The sequence below is a fragment of the Seleniivibrio woodruffii genome (assembly GCF_004339245.1).
Taxonomy (GTDB): domain Bacteria; phylum Chrysiogenota; class Deferribacteres; order Deferribacterales; family Geovibrionaceae; genus Seleniivibrio; species Seleniivibrio woodruffii.
This window is the reverse complement of sequence record NZ_SMGG01000004.1, coordinates 324,805-342,282: the sequence shown is the minus strand read 5'-3', so window position 1 is coordinate 342,282 and position 17,478 is coordinate 324,805. Positions and strand designations below refer to the sequence as shown.

Annotated in this window: 17 protein-coding genes; 4 read left to right on the top strand and 13 right to left on the bottom strand. The window is 47.2% G+C overall.

Annotated elements, in window-relative coordinates; all coding sequences use genetic code 11:
* Nucleotides 1-3: 3 nt before the first annotated feature.
* Nucleotides 4-771 (bottom strand): nitrilase-related carbon-nitrogen hydrolase, encoded by a 768-nt coding sequence (locus C8D98_RS07655; protein WP_132873542.1) that lies wholly within the window; start codon nt 769-771, stop codon nt 4-6.
* Nucleotides 772-930: 159 nt separating this feature from the next.
* Entirely contained in the window at nt 931-2,001 is a 1,071-nt protein-coding gene (locus C8D98_RS07650) for a radical SAM/SPASM domain-containing protein (protein WP_132873541.1), read from the bottom strand.
* A 207-nt stretch (nt 2,002-2,208) separates the two neighbouring features.
* Between C8D98_RS07650 and rbp (C8D98_RS07645) the strand changes: the two genes are divergently transcribed.
* The 4 genes from rbp (C8D98_RS07645) (at nt 2,209) to C8D98_RS07630 (ending at nt 5,788) form a co-directional block, all read left to right on the top strand.
* On the top strand, nt 2,209-2,517 hold the full coding sequence (gene rbp, locus C8D98_RS07645; protein ID WP_132873540.1) for an RNA-binding regulator: 309 nt from the start codon (nt 2,209-2,211) through the stop codon (nt 2,515-2,517).
* Between the two features lie 316 nt (nt 2,518-2,833).
* A complete protein-coding gene (gene rbp, locus C8D98_RS07640; protein WP_132873539.1) occupies nt 2,834-3,178 on the top strand; it encodes an RNA-binding regulator in 345 nt (114 codons plus the stop codon).
* A gap of 312 nt (nt 3,179-3,490) precedes the next feature.
* The gene (gene rbp / locus C8D98_RS07635) at nt 3,491-3,811 is read left to right on the top strand and encodes an RNA-binding regulator (protein ID WP_132873538.1); all 321 of its coding nucleotides are present in this window, start codon (nt 3,491-3,493) and stop codon (nt 3,809-3,811) included.
* A 90-nt stretch (nt 3,812-3,901) separates the two neighbouring features.
* Nucleotides 3,902-5,788 (top strand): sensor domain-containing diguanylate cyclase, encoded by a 1,887-nt coding sequence (locus tag C8D98_RS07630; protein ID WP_132873537.1) that lies wholly within the window; start codon nt 3,902-3,904, stop codon nt 5,786-5,788.
* On the opposite strand, the gene C8D98_RS07625 is transcribed toward C8D98_RS07630, so the two are convergent.
* The 11 genes from C8D98_RS07625 to mreC all read right to left on the bottom strand — a co-directional run bounded on the left by C8D98_RS07625 (nt 5,785) and on the right by mreC (nt 17,462).
* Nucleotides 5,785-6,498: a helix-turn-helix domain-containing protein gene (locus C8D98_RS07625; RefSeq protein ID WP_132873536.1), complete on the bottom strand. Its 714-nt coding sequence runs from the start codon at nt 6,496-6,498 to the stop codon at nt 5,785-5,787. The two genes, C8D98_RS07630 and C8D98_RS07625, sit on opposite strands and share 4 nt — an antisense overlap.
* A 340-nt stretch (nt 6,499-6,838) precedes the next feature.
* The gene (locus C8D98_RS07620; RefSeq protein WP_132873535.1) at nt 6,839-6,994 is read right to left on the bottom strand and encodes a FeoB-associated Cys-rich membrane protein; all 156 of its coding nucleotides are present in this window, start codon (nt 6,992-6,994) and stop codon (nt 6,839-6,841) included.
* Nucleotides 6,995-7,011: 17 nt separating this feature from the next.
* Entirely contained in the window at nt 7,012-9,198 is a 2,187-nt protein-coding gene (gene feoB, locus C8D98_RS07615; RefSeq protein WP_132873534.1) for a ferrous iron transport protein B, read from the bottom strand.
* The gene (locus tag C8D98_RS07610; RefSeq protein ID WP_132873533.1) at nt 9,198-9,431 is read right to left on the bottom strand and encodes a FeoA family protein; all 234 of its coding nucleotides are present in this window, start codon (nt 9,429-9,431) and stop codon (nt 9,198-9,200) included. Before C8D98_RS07610 ends, feoB begins: the two co-directional genes overlap by 1 nt.
* Before the next feature lie 272 nt (nt 9,432-9,703).
* The gene (trxA, locus tag C8D98_RS07605) at nt 9,704-10,021 is read right to left on the bottom strand and encodes a thioredoxin (protein WP_132873532.1); all 318 of its coding nucleotides are present in this window, start codon (nt 10,019-10,021) and stop codon (nt 9,704-9,706) included.
* 90 nt (nt 10,022-10,111) lie between these two features.
* Complete coding sequence (locus C8D98_RS07600) at nt 10,112-10,900, bottom strand: TIGR02757 family protein (protein WP_132873531.1); 789 nt, start codon at nt 10,898-10,900, stop codon at nt 10,112-10,114.
* Complete coding sequence (locus C8D98_RS07595) at nt 10,878-13,292, bottom strand: TIGR03960 family B12-binding radical SAM protein (protein ID WP_132873530.1); 2,415 nt, start codon at nt 13,290-13,292, stop codon at nt 10,878-10,880. The genes C8D98_RS07600 and C8D98_RS07595 overlap by 23 nt, the downstream gene beginning before the upstream one ends.
* On the bottom strand, nt 13,292-14,413 hold the full coding sequence (gene rodA, locus C8D98_RS07590) for a rod shape-determining protein RodA (protein ID WP_132873529.1): 1,122 nt from the start codon (nt 14,411-14,413) through the stop codon (nt 13,292-13,294). Before rodA ends, C8D98_RS07595 begins: the two co-directional genes overlap by 1 nt.
* Entirely contained in the window at nt 14,379-16,220 is a 1,842-nt protein-coding gene (mrdA, locus tag C8D98_RS07585; RefSeq protein WP_132873528.1) for a penicillin-binding protein 2, read from the bottom strand. Before mrdA ends, rodA begins: the two co-directional genes overlap by 35 nt.
* The gene (locus C8D98_RS07580) at nt 16,201-16,671 is read right to left on the bottom strand and encodes a hypothetical protein (RefSeq protein WP_132873527.1); all 471 of its coding nucleotides are present in this window, start codon (nt 16,669-16,671) and stop codon (nt 16,201-16,203) included. Before C8D98_RS07580 ends, mrdA begins: the two co-directional genes overlap by 20 nt.
* Nucleotides 16,668-17,462: a rod shape-determining protein MreC gene (gene mreC, locus C8D98_RS07575; protein ID WP_132873526.1), complete on the bottom strand. Its 795-nt coding sequence runs from the start codon at nt 17,460-17,462 to the stop codon at nt 16,668-16,670. Before mreC ends, C8D98_RS07580 begins: the two co-directional genes overlap by 4 nt.
* Between the last annotated feature and the right edge of the window lie 16 nt (nt 17,463-17,478).

The following is a 17,478-nucleotide window of genomic DNA, read 5'->3' as shown; positions in this document are numbered from 1 at the left end:
ATTTTAACCGAAAAACTCCCTGGCATCATAGAAACTGGGAATTTTTGTTCTAACATCCTCAACTATATTTTTATCTGCATAGGCACAAAATATTCCTTCTTCCGCAACGGGTTCAAACAGCGGTTCACCCCATGGGTCGAATGCAGCGGAAAAACCGCACGGCATATCTTTTTTCCCCTGCATCACGCTGGTGTTTGCTCCTGCCACATAGCACTGGTTTTCAATTGCCCGTGCGCGCATAAGCGTGAGCCAGTGTTCCTTTTTCATCTGAGGCCAGATTGCTGGCACGGCTATTATATCCGCTCCGGCAAACGCCGTCATACGAAACATCTCGGGGAATCTGACTTCATAACATAAGAGCAGGCCGATCTTCGATCCTTTAAAGTCGAAGACCGTAACCCCCCTGCCCCTATCTATGTATTCATCCTCCCTGGTGGGAGAAAAAAGGAAGTTCTTTCTGTAGGTTGCGGCGATTCCGTTTTTTGTCACCGCATACACAGCATTAAAAACCTTGTTTTGATTTCTTTCAGGTAGCGATGAGATTACAAGCGTATTATCATTTATGATACCTTGTATCTCCTCAACTACAGAGAGTGTTCTTTCGGAAATTTCAACCAGTCTGCCATAGTCGAAACCGCATGCCCACATCTCAGGCAGGATGATAATAGAATCTTCATTATCAACCACTTGCGATATGCCTTCTTTAAATCTCCGAAGGTTTTCATCGACCCTTGAAAGGCTTACAGGAAGCTGGAGCGAAATTATCTTCATACGACTCCCCTAAGTCTTCGGGATTTTAAAACATAATTTGTACCATGTCAAGACAGTAAATGTTCATTATTGGGATATAAAAGAGCGTGTGGTGTGAAAGTTTAGGAATGGTAAGGGGTGCGGGTGTCTTATCAATTATAAAACACCCGCAGAAAATTTTTATTTGCAGATATAATTGGCAGGGATGTAGTCGCAGAAGGGTTCTTCCGCCATGTAGTCACCGGAAACGGCATAGGCTCTCGCACGGCATCCGCCGCAAACGCCGAGGTGTTTGCAGACGCCGCATTTGCCTTCGTATTCCTTAAAGTTTCTCATGTCGTTCATGAGTTTTGAACCGTCCCAAATCTCCTTGAAGGGGGTTTCGAAAACGTTGCCCGCCGTAACAGGGAAATATGAGCAGGGAAGCACGTCGCCTTTGGAGTTGACCAGTGCGATTGTCTGGCCGGCGATACAGCCTTTTCCGCCGCCTGTTCCGAAGCTGAGGTTTCTGCGCTCTTTGTCCAGCCCAGCCTCTTTGCTGCGGTCGGCCCATATTCTGTAATACTGAGGTGCACAGGTGGGACGAACCATGATCTCGTCCTCTCCCCTCTCCATTTCATAGTGCCAGTTAAGGATCTCTTCGTAGTCCTCTTTGCTGATAAGCTCTTTCATCAGCTCTTCGCCTCTGCCTGTGGGTACGATAAGGAACATGTACCATGCCGTGGGCTTAAGTGATTTTGCCAGCCTGTATGTTGCCACTATGTCGTGCTGGTTTCTTTTAGCGAATGACGAGTTGATTATAAATTTGATATCGTGCTTGCGGAAGTATGCCGCTGCGTCCATAACCGCCTGAAAAGAGCCTTCCTGCTGACGGAAGTCATCGTGAACCGCAGGAGTGGAACCGTCGAGGCTGAGCGATACTATGCGTATCCCTGCCGCTTTGATCTTTTCGCAGGTCTCATCATTAACAAGGGTTCCGTTGGTGGCCATAGCCATGCGCAATCCCTTTTCTGTGCCGTATGCGGCGATGTCGAAGACATCCTCACGCATAAGAGGCTCTCCGCCAGTGAGCACCACCACAGGCTTGGCGAACTCTGTCAGTTCGTCGACAAATTTTTTCGCCTTCTCAAGGGTGAAGTCACCCACAGCGGAATGTATGCCTGAGGATGAACGGCAGTGCACACATTTCAGGTTGCATTTGGAGGTTATCTCCCATGCCATCCATTTCAGGTCCCAGATCTTTTCAGCCATATTTTTAAGCTCCGTAATTCATTAATAAAATCATGTATAACACAATACATTAACAGCCCCAAAGGATTTTTCAACGTTAAAGATGTTAAACGGCTATTTTTTTCTCAAAGAGGCTTTCAGTTCGGAATTTTCCTCTTGATTTGTCTGTTTTTTAGGTTATTCTTTGACCATCACATTAAATGACCTTATGCGGTCAAAGGGTTGTATATGAACATTTATGTAGGTAACATCAGCTATCAGACAAAAGAAGAGGATCTGGTAGAGCTTTTCTCCACTGCCGGAGCGGTGGACTCAGCACGCATCATCAAAGACAGAGAAACCGGACGTTCAAAAGGTTTCGGCTTTGTTGAAATGCCCAACAACGAAGAAGCTAAGGCGGCTATCGAAAAATTCAACGGAACCGAATTTTTAAGCAGAAACATAACTGTCAACGAAGCCAAGCCTAAAGAGGAAAGACCCGCAGGACGCGGACCCAGAGGCGGCGGCTTCGGCGGCGGCGGAAACAGAAGATATTAATTCTCTGATAAAAGAGTCTTTAAAGCGGGTCATTTCGACCCGCTTTTTTATTTTATTGATATTTTTTTATTTTCCCCTTGCTATTTATTTTTTACTCTGTATAGTAAGCACTGTCAGACCGAAACATCGGTTGCAGGTTGTTCGCAAATTTAAACCGGATTTTTGAACCGGACCCTGATCAGTATGCCGCTTTCTATTGATCCTTCAATATTTATCGTCAGAATTGTTCACCATCCCGTTTCTAAGTACGATGAAAGTCTTTGCACACCATTCCCGTTTACAGTTTTGACAAAATAAATATTTTAGAGGGTTCAAAATGAACATTTATGTAGGAAACCTTAGCTACAACACAACAGAAGACGATCTCACATCACTTTTCAGCAAAGCAGGCAGCGTTGACACAGCACGCATCGTTACTGACAGAGAAACCGGCCGTTCAAAAGGCTTCGGCTTCGTAGAAATGTCTAACAACGACGAAGCTAAAGCAGCTATCGAAAAATTCAACGGCGTTGAGTTTGACAACAGAAGCATCACAGTTAACGAAGCTAAACCCCGTGAAGAGGGTGGCAGAAGCGGCGGCTTCAACAGAGGCGGCGGCAGCAGCAGAGGCGGCTTCGGCGGCGGAAACAGCAGAGGCGGTTTCGGCGGCAAAAGATACTAACAACAACTAAGCGGGTCTAACGACCCGCTTTTTTTTGCCCAAATTCACGGGCATATTGATAATGTTAATTTTTCTATTGCTATTTATTTTTTAAGATGTATAGTTAGTATGTCAGACCGATATTTTGGTTGATGGTTGTTTGCAAATTGACCCGGATTTTGAACCGGACCCTGATCAGTTTTAGTGCCGTTGTCTATTGAGTTCTCAATATTAACCCGCATAATTGTTCATAAGTTCCGTTGATCTGTGAAACGTCCGTTTTGCACACCCCCAGAGAAAGTTTTGACAAATAATATTTTTGAGGAATTTAATATGAACATTTATGTAGGAAACCTTAGCTACGGAACAACTGAAGACGATCTTACGGCTCTTTTCGGCGGCGTTGGCAGCGTTGACTCCGCTCGCATCATCACAGACAGAGAGACTGGCCGTTCTAAAGGCTTCGGTTTCGTAGAAATGTCAAACAACGACGAAGCTAAAGCAGCTATCGAGCAGTTCAACGGCGCTGATTTCGGCGGCAGAAACATCACTGTTAACGAAGCTAAACCCCGTGAAGAGGGTGGCAACAGAGGCGGCGGTTTCGGCGGCAACAGAGGCGGCGGCAGAGGCGGCTTCGGCGGAAAAAGATATTAATCAGGTTTTTACAAACCTTTTTGAAAGCCGGACACACAATGTCCGGCTTTTTTATTTCAAAAACTACAAAAATATAGGTATAATTGCTCTATGACAGAGCAATACAGGAATATCAAAAACACCACTTTATTAAGGCTGGCGGTAACACTTGTATTCCTTCTCGCCGCATTCATATTCGCTTCATACCTTGGTTTCAAAGAGAAACTGGAAAATAAACTCTCCCACGAAACCGACCACCTGCGCTCCTTTTACAATTCCGAACTGAGCAGTCTGAACGTTCTCAACTTCACCCGCATATACAACCTCCTGGACAACACAGAGGTCATAGACGCCATCGAGTCCGGAGACCGCATAAAGCTTTACACGCTGGTAAAAAGAAACTTTGACCTTTTCGCAAGCGAAAGCAGTTTTTTTAAGAACATGCATTTCCATACGGAAAAGAACATCACTCTTCTGCGGGTTCACCTGCCTGAGGAATACGGAGACGATCTCACAAAAACACGGCCTCTCATCGCCAGAACAAACAGGGAAAAGATACCCCAGAGCGGACTGGAATCGGGATTCCACGGAATATACTACCGTATCGTTCAGCCAGTTTTCAACGGAAAGGGCAAGCATATCGGCTCTGTGGAATTCGGAATAGACCCTACATATTTCACTCACCTGCTGGGAAGCCAGCACGGAGACAAGAAACTGGCATTTGTTTTCACAGCCTCTTCTCTGAAAAATCTTGAGGAGAAGGATGAGCTGATAAAATTCGGAAACGGTTACCTCTTATCCGATTACAATAATTTTTTCAGGAAAGCCCTGCCCGAAATGCAGGACAAAAAATTCGGAACATACAAAGAGGACGGGCGCAATTATATGATAGCCCCTGTTCTCAAACTGAACAGCTATGAAGGAAAGAATATTGCCACACTGGTTGCCGCAATCGACATTACGTCCGATGTGGATGAGATCCGCTATGACATATTAATACTTATCATTTTCAGTATTCTGGCAGCCGCTGTGATACTTCTGATCACAAATATGGGCTTCAACATATACATACGGAAGCTGGATAAGACCAACGAAACCCTGAAACAGGCGATCGACGAACTTACATATACCCATAATATTATCGATCAGTATGTGATATATTCAGAAGCTGACGCAAACGGAACACTTACGGGTGTCAGCACTGCATTCTGCGATATCTCCGGCTACACCAGAGATGAGCTGATCGGAGCTGCACACACTATCATAAAACATCCGGATATCGACCAGAACCAGTCCCGACAGATATGGAACGCCGTTGTCAGCGGAAACTCATGGAACGGCGACATAAAGAACATTAAAAAGGACGGAACTGTCTTCTGGGTCAATGCCAATATTATCCCCAGAATGGACGATAAGGGCAATTTCATCGGCTATTCATCCATCATAACAGATATAACCGACAGAAAACGGGTCGAGGAACTGACTATCACAGACGAACACACTACCCTTTTCAACAAAAGCCACTTCAACAGGCTCCTTGAAAACGAGGTTCGCAGAGCACAGCGCAACAGGTCATTCCTGACTCTGGCCATAATCGACGTTGACTACTTCAAGGATTATAACGACACCTACGGCCACCTTAAGGGGGATAAAGTCCTCAGAAGAGTTGCAATGACGCTGAAAATGCTCCTGAAACGTGCGGGGGATCATGCATTCCGCATAGGCGGCGAGGAGTTTGCCGTCATATGCATCGACATGTCACCGAAGGAATCGTTTGAATTTTTTGAAACAATAAGAGAGCATATCTATAATCTCAAGATTGAACATGCGGCAAGCGGAGCTGATGAATATCTGACAATATCGGCAGGTGTTTACAGCGCTGTCCCTTCGCCGGATGACACGGCTAACAGCACCTTTTCAAAGGCGGATGCCGCTCTGTATATCTCAAAGCAGCAAGGCAGAAACAGGGTCACACTTCACGAAGACAGCGAAGTCTAAGAGATTATGCTGTTGGCTATTGCGATCGCCACCGCATGCTGGCGGTTTGTGGCGTTCAGTTTTCTCTTAATATTCTTTATGTGGAAGTTGACCGTATTTTCGCTGATATCAAGAATTTTTGATATTTCCCATGATGTTTTGCCTGCCTTAAGCCATCTCAGAACATCCATCTCACGCCCGCTGATCAGTCCGGGGTCGATATCGTTCATTTCGCTGAGTCTGTAATAGGCGTTTGCAAGGTGGGGATATATATAGTAGAGGAGTTCCTCTGTTCTTTCGTTTTTAAAAAACTCTCTGCCGCCGAACGAGATGACCGCTGTTCTGGATTTATCCGGAGCCACTTTGCTGAAACTGTAGCCGCAAAGGTTAGGTAGGCTGCTTTCAGTGCCCACAGCAGTAGTTATGGCCGGAGGAAGCTCCTCCCACCACATCATTGTCTTTCCGGCACTCACCATGTGATAGACCGGATCGTTGGGTGCGTGGCTGGTTGAATACTGATAGGGCGACCATTCCTTCATAACGTTCAGGTTGGTGTAGAAGGTCTGCATTTTCCATTCTTCCGAAAAATACACGGCGCCGATGTGGACAAAGTCGAATTCGAAAAGCCCCTTAAGCCCCATCACAGTGGACGTGAATCCGGAATATGTGCGCAGGTTGAGCAGTTCGAGAGAAAAATCCAGTATGGATGTCAGCTCTTTACGTTTAAGCATATATAAAATTTCCGTTTAATGTGATAAGGCATAAAAAAATGCCGTTGGAAGCAAAGCCCGGAAAATGTTGCCACCAACGGCCAATTGCGGGACACGGTTTGCACCGTGTATGACTTTTGCAAAAACTTGGTTTTGGTGAAGTTTTAGCTAACATTGGTATACTCCGTTTAACAACATTTTGATACTACCAGAAGTAGTGGCAAACTTTTGCTATCCTCGGAAAAGATTATACACAAAATGCGTTCGGATTGCCACAAGTATATGACATATATAAAAAATCATTAACTTATAACTACTTATTCATTCGGACAAAAAAAGAGGGAGCTTTCGCTCCCCCAAATTATTTTTTTGCTGCCGAACAGCTGCTTGAACAACCGCTGCATGCACATGTCATCGACTTGTCGCTTCTGGCCTGTTTATAAGCCTGCCAGACCTTATATCCGGCATAGCCAGCCGCCCATGCAACTATCACGAGCAGTATTATGTTAGATACCATATCTCACCTCCGTGAGGTTACGACAGAATCTGGAACGCTGCTATCGACGCTATGAACGCCACCAGTGTATACACCACCAGCGAGAACATCGCCCACTTGGTTGAGCCTGTCTCCTTGCGTATTGCAACAACAGTTACAAAACACGGAGAGTACAGCATTGTGAACACCAGAAGAGATATCGCATTGGCGGTTGTCCAGCCGGATTTAACCAGCTTGTCTGCCAGCGAATCTGTCTCTTCGGGGTCAACCTCTCCCAGTGAGTATGCGGTTCCGAGAGACGCAACCACGACCTCTTTTGCGGCAATACCCGCTATAAGAGCAATATTGGTTCTCCAGTCAAATCCTGCAAACTGAGTTACAGGTTCGAAAGATTTTCCGAGACGTCCGGCAAGAGAGTTCGCCAGTCCGTCTCCGGCTTCCCTTGCGTCAACCTCTGCGATAAGGTCTCGATATTCCTGAGCAGGGGCAGACACTTCCTCAGCATCGGAGCTGCCCTCTTCCACAACTGCGGGGTCGAGCTGTGCGGCGATCTCCTGACGCTGGTTCTCATATACTTCAAGCTGTTTTTCTGAAAGCTGGGGAAAGGTCATCATTGCCCAAAGAAGGATAGAGATGGCAAGGATAACTGTACCCGCCTTTCTGACGTACATCCAGCATCTTTCCCATGCATGGATGGTAAGGCCTTTCAGAGTGGGCATTCTGTAGGGAGGAAGCTCCATTACGAACGCCGAATCGGGTTCTTTAACAAAGAACGTTCCGAGGATCCTTGCTATACTGAGAGCAAGAAGCCAGCTGAGAAGAGTTATGCCGAGCATTGCTCCGGCTTCGTTCTCAGGGAAGAAAGCTTTTATAAGCAGTGCATAAACGGGAAGTTTTGCGCCGCAAGGCATGAAAGGTGCCGTAAGAATTGTTATAAGCCGTTCTTTTTCGCCTTTGATGGTTCTGGCCGCCATAACACCGGGAACTGCACATCCTCCTGCGATACCGCCGGAAACGATGTATGAAACAACCGAGTTCCCCTGAAGACCGAAAATACGGAACACCCTGTCAAGCATATAGGCAGTTCTTGCCATATAGCCTGAGTCCTCAAGGAACGCTATCGCAAAGAACATGAAGAGGATCAGAGGCGCAAAGCCCAGAACCCCGCCCACACCGTCGATGATACCGGAGGTTACAAGGGATTTAAGCAGCCCTTCGGACATGCCTGCATCTGCAACACCGCCGAGCCAGCCGAACAGGCTTTCAAGCCACATAACGGGATATTCGCTCGCCCAGAATGTGAACTCATATATAAGGTAAAGGAAACCGAGCATGATCATGGGGCCGAGCACCTTGTTGGTGAGCACCTGATCTATGCGGTCGCTGAGGTAAAGCCTGTCAAGGGGTGAATCCTCATGGCTAACCACAGACTTGAGGATTGAGCTGATATAGCCGTATCTGTAGTCGGCAATAAGGTTTTCAGCCGTTGTCTTCTGAGTGGTTTTGATGTGGCTGTTCAGTTTTTCTGCCATTGCGGAAAGCTCATGGTGAACGCCGCCAGTCTCCGCACCCTCGGAAACGATCTGCTCATCGTTCTCAAGGTATTTCAGAGCAACCCATCTGGGAAGGTATTTCGCAGTCATGAAGCCTGCATCTTTGATCTTGGTCTCCATTTTAACGAGAACTTCGTCGATGTCGGGACCGTAGGATATATCAAGGGGAGATGATTTCTTCTGGCTTGCGCCGAACTTGGCAACCTCATCCAGAAGCTCTTTCGTACCCTTGTTCTCACGGGCAACTGTCTCTATCACCGGAACGTTCAGTTTTTCGCCCAGTGCTTTGATATCGATGTTAATCTTTCTGAGTTTCGCAACGTCCACCATGTTCAGAGCGGCCATAACGGGTGCGCCCATCTCCATGAACTGAACGAACATATAAAGGTTTCTTTCTAGGTTTGAAGCATCCAGAACGTTTATGATTACGTCCGGTTTTTCGTTCACCACATAGTCTCTGGCTACTTTTTCTTCCAGAGAATAAGGGCTGAGGCTGTAGGTTCCGGGAAGATCCACAATAACGAACTCTTCGCCGTTATGTTTGATCTTCGCTTCCTTTTTCTCAACCGTCACACCGGGATAGTTTGCAACGTGGTAGTTAGCTCCGGTGATGTTGTTAAAGAGGGATGTTTTCCCGCAGTTCGGGTTGCCCGCAATTGCAACGCTTTTCATTAATCAATAACCTCCACTTCAATATGATCCGCTTCGTTGTTCCGCAGGGTGATGGTGAATCCCCTTATTTTGAGAGCAACAGGGTCAAAAAGCGGTGCACGGCCGATAACTTTAAACTCTGCTCCTGAGGTCAGACCCATGTCGTTGATCCGCTGACGAAGTTCGCCTTCGCAGTTGACCTTGACAATCCTGCCCTTTTGATTGTCCTTCATCTTTCTCATGGAAATAATCATTTCGATCTCCCTCATCTATTATAAAATTAAAAACACACTAAGTATGATGAAAACAATTATCATTATCACGACAGTGCGTCAAGGGAAAATGATATTCATTATCATTCAACTGTAGAATATGTTCAAAAAATTAATAATTCTTTGACCTGCATCAATAAGATAAAAATTCAGCTGATAAACGAAAAAAAGGCAGTTTTCTGCAAAACTGCCTTCATGAAAGCACCCGCAGGTGCCTTATATGCGGATTTAAAACGGATGGGATCCGTTAAAGGTTATATGTACCTTTTGAGAGCGTCTTCGTATACGCCTTTGGGCTGAACACCGATGAACTGTTCAACGACTTTGCCGTCTTTGAAAACCATAACTGTGGGTATGCTCATGATGCCGTATTTGGCTGCAAGCTGCTGATTTTCGTCAACGTTGACCTTAGCAACTTTGACTTTGCCTGCGTATTCTGAAGCGAGAGATTCTATTGTGGGAGTCAGCATTCTGCAAGGTCCGCACCAAACAGCCCAGAAATCCACAAGAACAGGCATGCCTGAATCAATCACTTCAGTTTGAAAACTAGCTTCGTTAAGTTCTGCTGCCATCGCAATCCTCCATAAGATACGTTCAAGTTTTATACTATACTTTTTTCATGCTTTGTCAATGCATGAGAGCACATTTTAAATGACTATATATCAATCTTTGAATACACATCCGGCGTTATGACCGCATGTTCCGCAAGCTATACTGCTCAGATACTTACAGCCGGAAACTATCCCCAGACGGGTGAGAGCAAAGTCATATTTTGCAGGGTCTTCGGGGTTCATATTCCTGAAAAAAGCACTCACTTTTTCCAGATTTGCCCTCGTTGCCGAGTCGTTAGTTAAAATTCCGTTGTTCTTCGCAAACCGCAGAATGTGGGTATCTATTATCATCATAAGTTCAGACGAGCTGAATTTTGTCCAGAGTCCGAAGTCCACCTCGTCCTTGCGTATCATCCAGCGCAGAAACATCCTCAGACGCTTTGAACCGGATGTCACCGGATTAGGGAACAGGAAATGGAAACCGGAGTCAGCATCCGCCGCATACTTCTTTATAAGCTCATGGAAAAGGAGGATCCCCTCCTCCAGCGTGTCCCTGTATGCGAAAATATTCTCGATGGAGCCGTATTCGCCGTAAAGCCTGCGCATAAGCTCCGCATAATACTCGATGTCGTTCTTCTTCTGAAACCTGTAATACAGACCGCCGGAGGGTTTTGCCGCCGCCAGAGGGTCTGTGCCGTAATAGTCCAGATATGACCTTATGAAGCCCTTTATGGCCTTTACGTTGCCGTAGGCGAACACTGCCGCCGTCAGTGCAACGTATTCTCTGTTTCCCTCATATGCATGAGGAAAGAACACAGGATCGGTGTCGATATATTTTATATTATTGTATTTTTGATAGATCTCTTCCAGAAATGCCTTATATATCGGTTCCGACCGCATCGTCCCCCTCTTTCGGCACCAGATACACGTTTCTGCGGACTATATCAACCGCCGGACGCTCATAGCCGAGGCTTTCGAAATATTCGAAACAGTTGAAGTTGCCCGTGGTTTCGGTTTTAAACACAACGTAGTCTTCACCCATGTGCGCAACGAAATCTTTGGAGTCCATCACCTTCGGCAGACCCTTCTTGTTGAGTTTATCATATTTTGCTTCGCCCGCTTCAAATTTTGCACGGAAGATGTCCATAAACTCCTTTCCGAAGCCGAAACGGACGTATACGTCAAAATGTCTGGGGTTCACAGGGAACTCCGTCATACTCTTTATGCGCACCCATCTGGGTAGAATATCATTCAGTTTATCTATCGCCGCCTGAACGTCGTCGATCTTTTCAGACTCGAATATCAGCACCTCGTTCAGCCCCTCAAGACCTGTTGAAGCCGCCTGAACGTAGCTGAGTTTCGGCTGGGGATTGAATCCCTGAGTGAATTTCAGCCCGAACTTTGAAATGGTCAGAACGTGAGTGAACAGCCTCTGGGTTTCGATAGCCGACAGAAGGCTCAGCCTCTCAGTCTTGGAAAACACCATGGCATATCTGGTGAATTTCTGATCATCCGTCTCCTGTGCAGGTTCGAACACTCGTTCGGACTTATCCGCAAAGGTGTTCTTTATCTCTTTGAAATCGCATACACCGCACATGTGGCACTGGCCGTCCGTACAGTCGGAGGTCAGCTCCAGAGACTGTGATTTCAGATACTCATCCCACAGGAAATCGTTCGTAACACCGGAATCGATATTCTCCCAGGGGAGTCTCTCCGTGCGCTTGTATGAGCGCTGGGCGAAGTCGGCAACGGTAAAGCCAAACTTGGCGAAAGCCTCCTCCCAGATGGAGAAGTTGAAGAACTCCGTCCATGCATCGAACATAGCACCCTTTTCAGAGGCGTATTCAATGACATCACAAAGCTCTTTTGAGCCTCTGGCGAACGCTCCCTCAAGAACGCTTGTTTTGATGCCGTGGAAGGCATGGGGAATCTTGTACTTTAACAGAAGTTCTTTGAGCTTCTGGCGTTTTTCATAAAATTCGTCGCCGCTGTTCTGTCCCCACCACTGATAAGGAGTATGGGGTTTCGGAACGAAGTTGGACACAGAGACCTTTATTGCGAACCTGCCCTTTCGCAGATATTTCGCTTTTCTGGCAAGCTCTGCAATGGCCAGAACGTCCTCAAGTGTCTCACCGGGAAGTCCCATCATAAAATAGAGCTTTGCACCGTTCCATCCGGCATCGGATGCCTTATGAACAGCTTCCAGAATGGTCTCCTCGGTCAGTCCTTTGTTAATGGAATCACGCATACGCTGCGAGCCGGCCTCGGGGGCTATTGTAAATCCCGCCTTGCGCACCTTTGAAAGCTCACGGAAGATATATTCCTTTATTCTGTCCGCACGGATTGAGGGCAGAGCCAGAGAGACCTTGCGCTCCTGAGTAAGCTGCGCCATGGTCACCAGCAGCTCTTCCAGCCTGCTGTAGTCAGAGGCGGAAAGGGACAGAAGGGACGTTTCCAGATATCCGGTCTTATCCAACTGATAGAGAGCATCGCAGGCGACGCTGTCCACACTGCGCTCACGGTTGGGGCGATAGATTATTCCCGCCTGACAGAACCTGCACCCTCTGGTGCACCCTCTGGATATTTCAACCGCCACCCTGTCCTGAACGGCAGGGATTGCGGGAACTATAAGATCCTTTATGGTGTAGTCGTCCGAAAAGCCTGTGTGTATGGAACGCTTCACATGCTTGTCGGGGTCTATTTCAGGCACATATGTGAAAGGAAGAGTATTCAGATAGGCTATCTTTTCAGCCCTCGTTGCACCCTTCATGCCGTGGATAGCCTTCATGGCTTCGGGCAGTGTCACTTCGGATTCGCCGACAAAAAACACGTCAACAAAAGCCGAAATGGGCATGGGGTTGACCACGCAGGGGCCGCCTGCGATTATTATAGGGTCGGACTCGCCTCTGTTCGCACTGCGCACGGCGATATCAGCCATTTTAAGGGTTTTGAGCATGTTGGTGTATGCAAGCTCATACTGGAAGCTGAAACCCACCGCATCGAAGTCTTTCAGATCTGTTGTGGATTCAAGGCTGACGAACATCTCCTTTCCATATTCGGTGATGGCGTCCGGCCAGGGCATAAAAAACCGCTCGCAGACAATCTCATCGCAGAGATTCAGCCTTTCATAGAGCATTTTAAAGCCGATATGGCTTATACCGACCTCATAAACATCGGGAAAGACAAGACAAAATGATGTCCTGCCCTCGTGCGTCTTATGGATTGAGTTGATTTCGCCGTTGATGTATCTGGCGGGTCTGGAAATTTTAAGGAGCTTTTTGTAATCTTTCATTATTCCTCACTGGGACTGTCAAAACGCCTCATGGCAACACTGTTCACTATTCCCAAGATAGCCATGAATGTAACAAGGGACGAACCTCCGTAGCTGACCATAGGCATGGGGATACCCACAACAGGCATCATGCCCACCGTCATAGCCATATTCACGAAAAACTGGAAGAAGAAGAGCGATGCAGCCGCAACACAGACCAGCTTTCCCGCTGACTCCTTGGAGTTCACCCCGATATAGATTATTCTGAAGACCAGACCGGAGAATATGAGTATCACCACACATCCTCCGACAAAGCCGAACTCCTCGGCAATAACGGCGAAAATAAAGTCTGTATGGCGTTCGGGGATGAACTTAAGGTGCGACTGGGTTCCGTTCATGAAACCCTTGCCGAAAAGTCCGCCCGAACCTATGGCGATCTTTGACTGAATAACGTGATATCCCGAACCGAAAGGATCGGCCTCGGGATTAAGAAATGTTTCAACCCTCTGCTTCTGATAGGGCTTCATGTGAGTCCAGAGAAGCGGAGCGGCAAAAACGAGGCTTGCGAGGATGATCATCAGCGTCACCCTTTTGATGCCTATGAAAAGCAGGACGATACCCCACACAGCCAGATAGGTTCCGCCCGTGCCAAGGTCGGGCTGGAGGAAAACCAGCAGGAAAGGAGGCATGGACATGAACAGTTTCTTTATTATGTCAAGCATGCCGTATTTGTTCATGGTGAAGTCGATATAGAGCCTCGCCAGAACTATTACCCAGATGAATTTGAAGAACTCCGAAGGCTGAATACGTATTCCCGCAACGGATATCCAGCGAACCGCACCCTTCCCTTCGTGCCCCATCAAAAGCACTGCGACCAGAATTAGAATCCCGAAAAAATATAATACATACGAATATTTTACAAGCCTTTTATAGCCGATTGCGCTGAAACCGAAAAAGAGAACGTATCCCAGAATCAGGAAATAGAACTGCTTCAGGTAAAATGTGCGCACCTTACCGTCAACAGGATCGAAACCTGCGCTGTAGATGGCAAAAATGCCCATGGTCGTAATTATAAAGAGAAGTACGAGCAGGACTACATCGAAATTTTCAATGTGTTTCCTGTCCAGTTTCACGCTTAACATAGCCCAGATCCGCCATTTTATTTACTAATGCGCCAACTATGGGCGCCGCACCTTTACTGCCCGCTCCGCCGTGTTCTATCATCGCCACGGCAACGTATTTCGGGTTGTCCGCAGGGAAGACCGCCGCAAACCACGAGTGGTCTCTGTAATGCTCGGGGATATCGTCCTCATTCATATCCTCGGTACGCTTAAGGCTCACCACCTGCGCAGTACCGGTTTTTCCGCCTATTGTCACGCCGGGAACCTTAGCACGGTAGCCGGTTGCTCTGTCGCCGTCCACAACCTTCACCATACCCTTCATGGCTACACCCGCCGCCCATTTGTCGATATGCACTTTCTGAACCGGATCATGCTCCGGCACTCTGGTATGCCCTGTGGCGGGATTTTCAAGATATCTCACCAGATTAGGGGTATAGATGTTTCCGCCGTTGAAGATACCGCCGAGCATGACGGCAATCTGGATCGGAGTGGTTGCTATATAGCCCTGACCGATGGATGTGATGATGGTTTCGCCGGGATACCAGCCCTCTTTCCGCACATCCCTCTTCCACTGTCTGCTGGGAAAAAATCCTGCTTTTTCGTTGGGCAGTGCTATTCCCGTCTTGTGTCCCAGAGAGAGCTTGTTGGAATAGTCGTAAATGGTGTCTATACCAAGTATGAGACCGAGATTATAGAAGTACACGTCGCATGATTCCTCAATGGCCTGCACGAGGTTGATTGTTCCGTGTCCGTCCTTTTTCCAGCATTTATATTTGAAGTTACCGTACTGCATTTCGCCTGTGCAGGTGAATCTGCTGTCCGGATTGATCTTTTTCTCCATAAGCCCCATGACGGCCATAAGAATCTTATAGACCGAACCGGGGGGATAGCGTCCCTCAATGGCTCTGTTGAGCAGGGGTTTTGTGGGATCTTTTATGATGGAAAGCCTCTCCTGAGAGGTCGCAAAGGGAGTGAACGACATAAGGTTGAACGTGGGGGCTGAATAGAGTGAAAGGACATCGAAGTTGTTGACATCCATGACCACCACAGCACCTTTTTTGCCATCCATAAGCCTGTGCAGAAAGGTCTGTATTTCATAATCTATTGTAAGGGTGATGTTTTCGCCCGGAATGCTTTGCTTTTCGGAGAGGATCTCCACAGGGCGGCCGTAGGAATCGACCTCCACCTGCTTCGCACCGTCAACACCTCTCAGCTGCTTCTCATATACCTTTTCAACTCCGGTCTTGCCTATCATATCGCCGGAGCGATAATAGTCGCTTCCCTGAAGCTCCTGCTCGTTCACTTCGGACATATAGCCCAGAACGTGGCTGAAAGCGTCGCTGTCCATGTAGCTTCTCACAGCCTCAAGACCTATCTCCACCCCCGCATAGTCGTCGGAGTGTTCCAGTATCTCGGCCACCTGATTAAAGGAAAGCCCTCTCAGGATAACCGCCGGCTCGTACAGATACGATTTCTCAACCTGCTTGATGGCGTATTTCTTATCGATGGGCAGAACCTTTTCCAGCTTATCCAGAATAGCGTTCAGATCCTGCACGTCCTCTTTCACTATCTTCAGCTCGTAGCTGGGGGAGTTTTTGACCAGAAGACGTCCCTTTATGTCCTTTATGAAGCCTCTGTCGGCCTTAGTGCGGACGATACGGATACGGTTGTTCTCGGAGAGCTGCTTGAACTTTTCATAGCTCACCACCTGCATATAGAAAAGACGCAGGGCAAGGAAGGCGAAGAAAAGCCCCAGAAAAACATAGCCGAACATTGCACGCTTTTTAAAATATTCAAGAATTTCGTCTTTAAGCGTTCTTAAAAGCACGTCTGTACTCCATGAACTTCACAATTCCTATGATTATAAGGACGTTGAGGATTGTCCTGCTGACAGCCATTATTGCTGTTGAGTCCGCATCATATCCCGAAAGTCCGGCATTGAAAACACAGTAGACCAGCGAAATGGCCGTATAAAGAAGAACCTTTGAGTTGAACTTGGTCATATCCATAACTATATCCGCTTTGAATCTGGCTATGGAAAACAGCAGAAACAGCATTACCCCGGGGCCGAAAAAACCGTTTCTGGCATAGTCGGTATAGATTCCGAAGAGCACCGAAAGCCAGATGTAGTTATCATCGTCTATCATTTCATAGATAAGCAGGAAGAGCACAACCAGAAAGTCGAATCTGGAAAATACAAGATCCGCCACCAGAGAAAGCACATGAAAAAGGATTATGATCAGAAAAAGGATCAGGTATGTGTACTTAAACCCTTTCATTGCTGTCTGATCACCAGAACATTCTCAAGTTTTTCAAACCTGACCTTCGAACTGATGGTCATGATCTTGAAAAGTCCGGTTTCCGCAGTTTTAACGTTGTCAACGTAGCCCACCACAAGCCCTTTGGGATATACCCCGCCCAGACCGGATGTTACCATTGTGTCGCCTTTTTTAACTCCGTCAAGCCTGTCGTAAAAATCCACCGTCATTCCGCCGTGGCCGTTTCCGCGAACCATACCCACAGTGCGGGTTCTGTTGTTCATAACGGATACGTTGCTGGCGGGGCTGAGCACAACCTCAACCTCGGCACTGTCCGGATATACCTCACGAACCATGCCCACCAGACCGTTGAAGCTGATGACCGGATCCTGACGTTTGATCCCGTCACGGCTGCCCCTGTCTATGACTATGAACTTGAGATAACCTTTAACGTTACGTCCGATGACTGTTGTGGGAACAAAGTCAAGATCTGAATAGTCTTTGAACTTGAGGAGTCTGGCTATGCGTCCGTGCTCCTTCACCTGCTCACGCAGAAGTGAATTTTCGAGCATGAGCTGACCGTTGGCCTCTTTCAGCCTGTCGTTCTGCCTGCGCACGTCCACCAGATTGATATACCCGCTCCATATATCGCTGAAAAAGCTGAAGCTCTTTTCAGTGTAATATACGAGGGGATTGACAAAATTGCCTATTATGCCCCTGAAAGGTCCTTTTATCTCAGGATTTCTCGCCTGAATGATAACAAGGATCAGCAGGGCGATAAAAGCAATAAGGGATTTTTTCCAAAGTTTCATCTGCCCCGCTGCCGAT

What these genes read in the sequence shown, in the direction of transcription:
- C8D98_RS07655 (WP_132873542.1), bottom strand. Translation starts at nt 771, where the DNA reads ATGAAGATAATTTCGCTCCAGCTTCCTGTAAGCCTTTCAAGGGTCGAT.
- C8D98_RS07650 (WP_132873541.1), bottom strand. Translation starts at nt 2,001, where the DNA reads ATGGCTGAAAAGATCTGGGACCTGAAATGGATGGCATGGGAGATAACC.
- rbp (WP_132873540.1), top strand. Translation starts at nt 2,209, where the DNA reads ATGAACATTTATGTAGGTAACATCAGCTATCAGACAAAAGAAGAGGAT.
- rbp (WP_132873539.1), top strand. Translation starts at nt 2,834, where the DNA reads ATGAACATTTATGTAGGAAACCTTAGCTACAACACAACAGAAGACGAT.
- rbp (WP_132873538.1), top strand. Translation starts at nt 3,491, where the DNA reads ATGAACATTTATGTAGGAAACCTTAGCTACGGAACAACTGAAGACGAT.
- C8D98_RS07630 (WP_132873537.1), top strand. Translation starts at nt 3,902, where the DNA reads ATGACAGAGCAATACAGGAATATCAAAAACACCACTTTATTAAGGCTG.
- C8D98_RS07625 (WP_132873536.1), bottom strand. Translation starts at nt 6,498, where the DNA reads ATGCTTAAACGTAAAGAGCTGACATCCATACTGGATTTTTCTCTCGAA.
- C8D98_RS07620 (WP_132873535.1), bottom strand. Translation starts at nt 6,994, where the DNA reads ATGGTATCTAACATAATACTGCTCGTGATAGTTGCATGGGCGGCTGGC.
- feoB (WP_132873534.1), bottom strand. Translation starts at nt 9,198, where the DNA reads ATGAAAAGCGTTGCAATTGCGGGCAACCCGAACTGCGGGAAAACATCC.
- C8D98_RS07610 (WP_132873533.1), bottom strand. Translation starts at nt 9,431, where the DNA reads ATGATTATTTCCATGAGAAAGATGAAGGACAATCAAAAGGGCAGGATT.
- trxA (WP_132873532.1), bottom strand. Translation starts at nt 10,021, where the DNA reads ATGGCAGCAGAACTTAACGAAGCTAGTTTTCAAACTGAAGTGATTGAT.
- C8D98_RS07600 (WP_132873531.1), bottom strand. Translation starts at nt 10,900, where the DNA reads ATGCGGTCGGAACCGATATATAAGGCATTTCTGGAAGAGATCTATCAA.
- C8D98_RS07595 (WP_132873530.1), bottom strand. Translation starts at nt 13,292, where the DNA reads ATGAAAGATTACAAAAAGCTCCTTAAAATTTCCAGACCCGCCAGATAC.
- rodA (WP_132873529.1), bottom strand. Translation starts at nt 14,413, where the DNA reads ATGTTAAGCGTGAAACTGGACAGGAAACACATTGAAAATTTCGATGTA.
- C8D98_RS07580 (WP_132873527.1), bottom strand. Translation starts at nt 16,671, where the DNA reads ATGAAAGGGTTTAAGTACACATACCTGATCCTTTTTCTGATCATAATC.
- mreC (WP_132873526.1), bottom strand. Translation starts at nt 17,462, where the DNA reads ATGAAACTTTGGAAAAAATCCCTTATTGCTTTTATCGCCCTGCTGATC.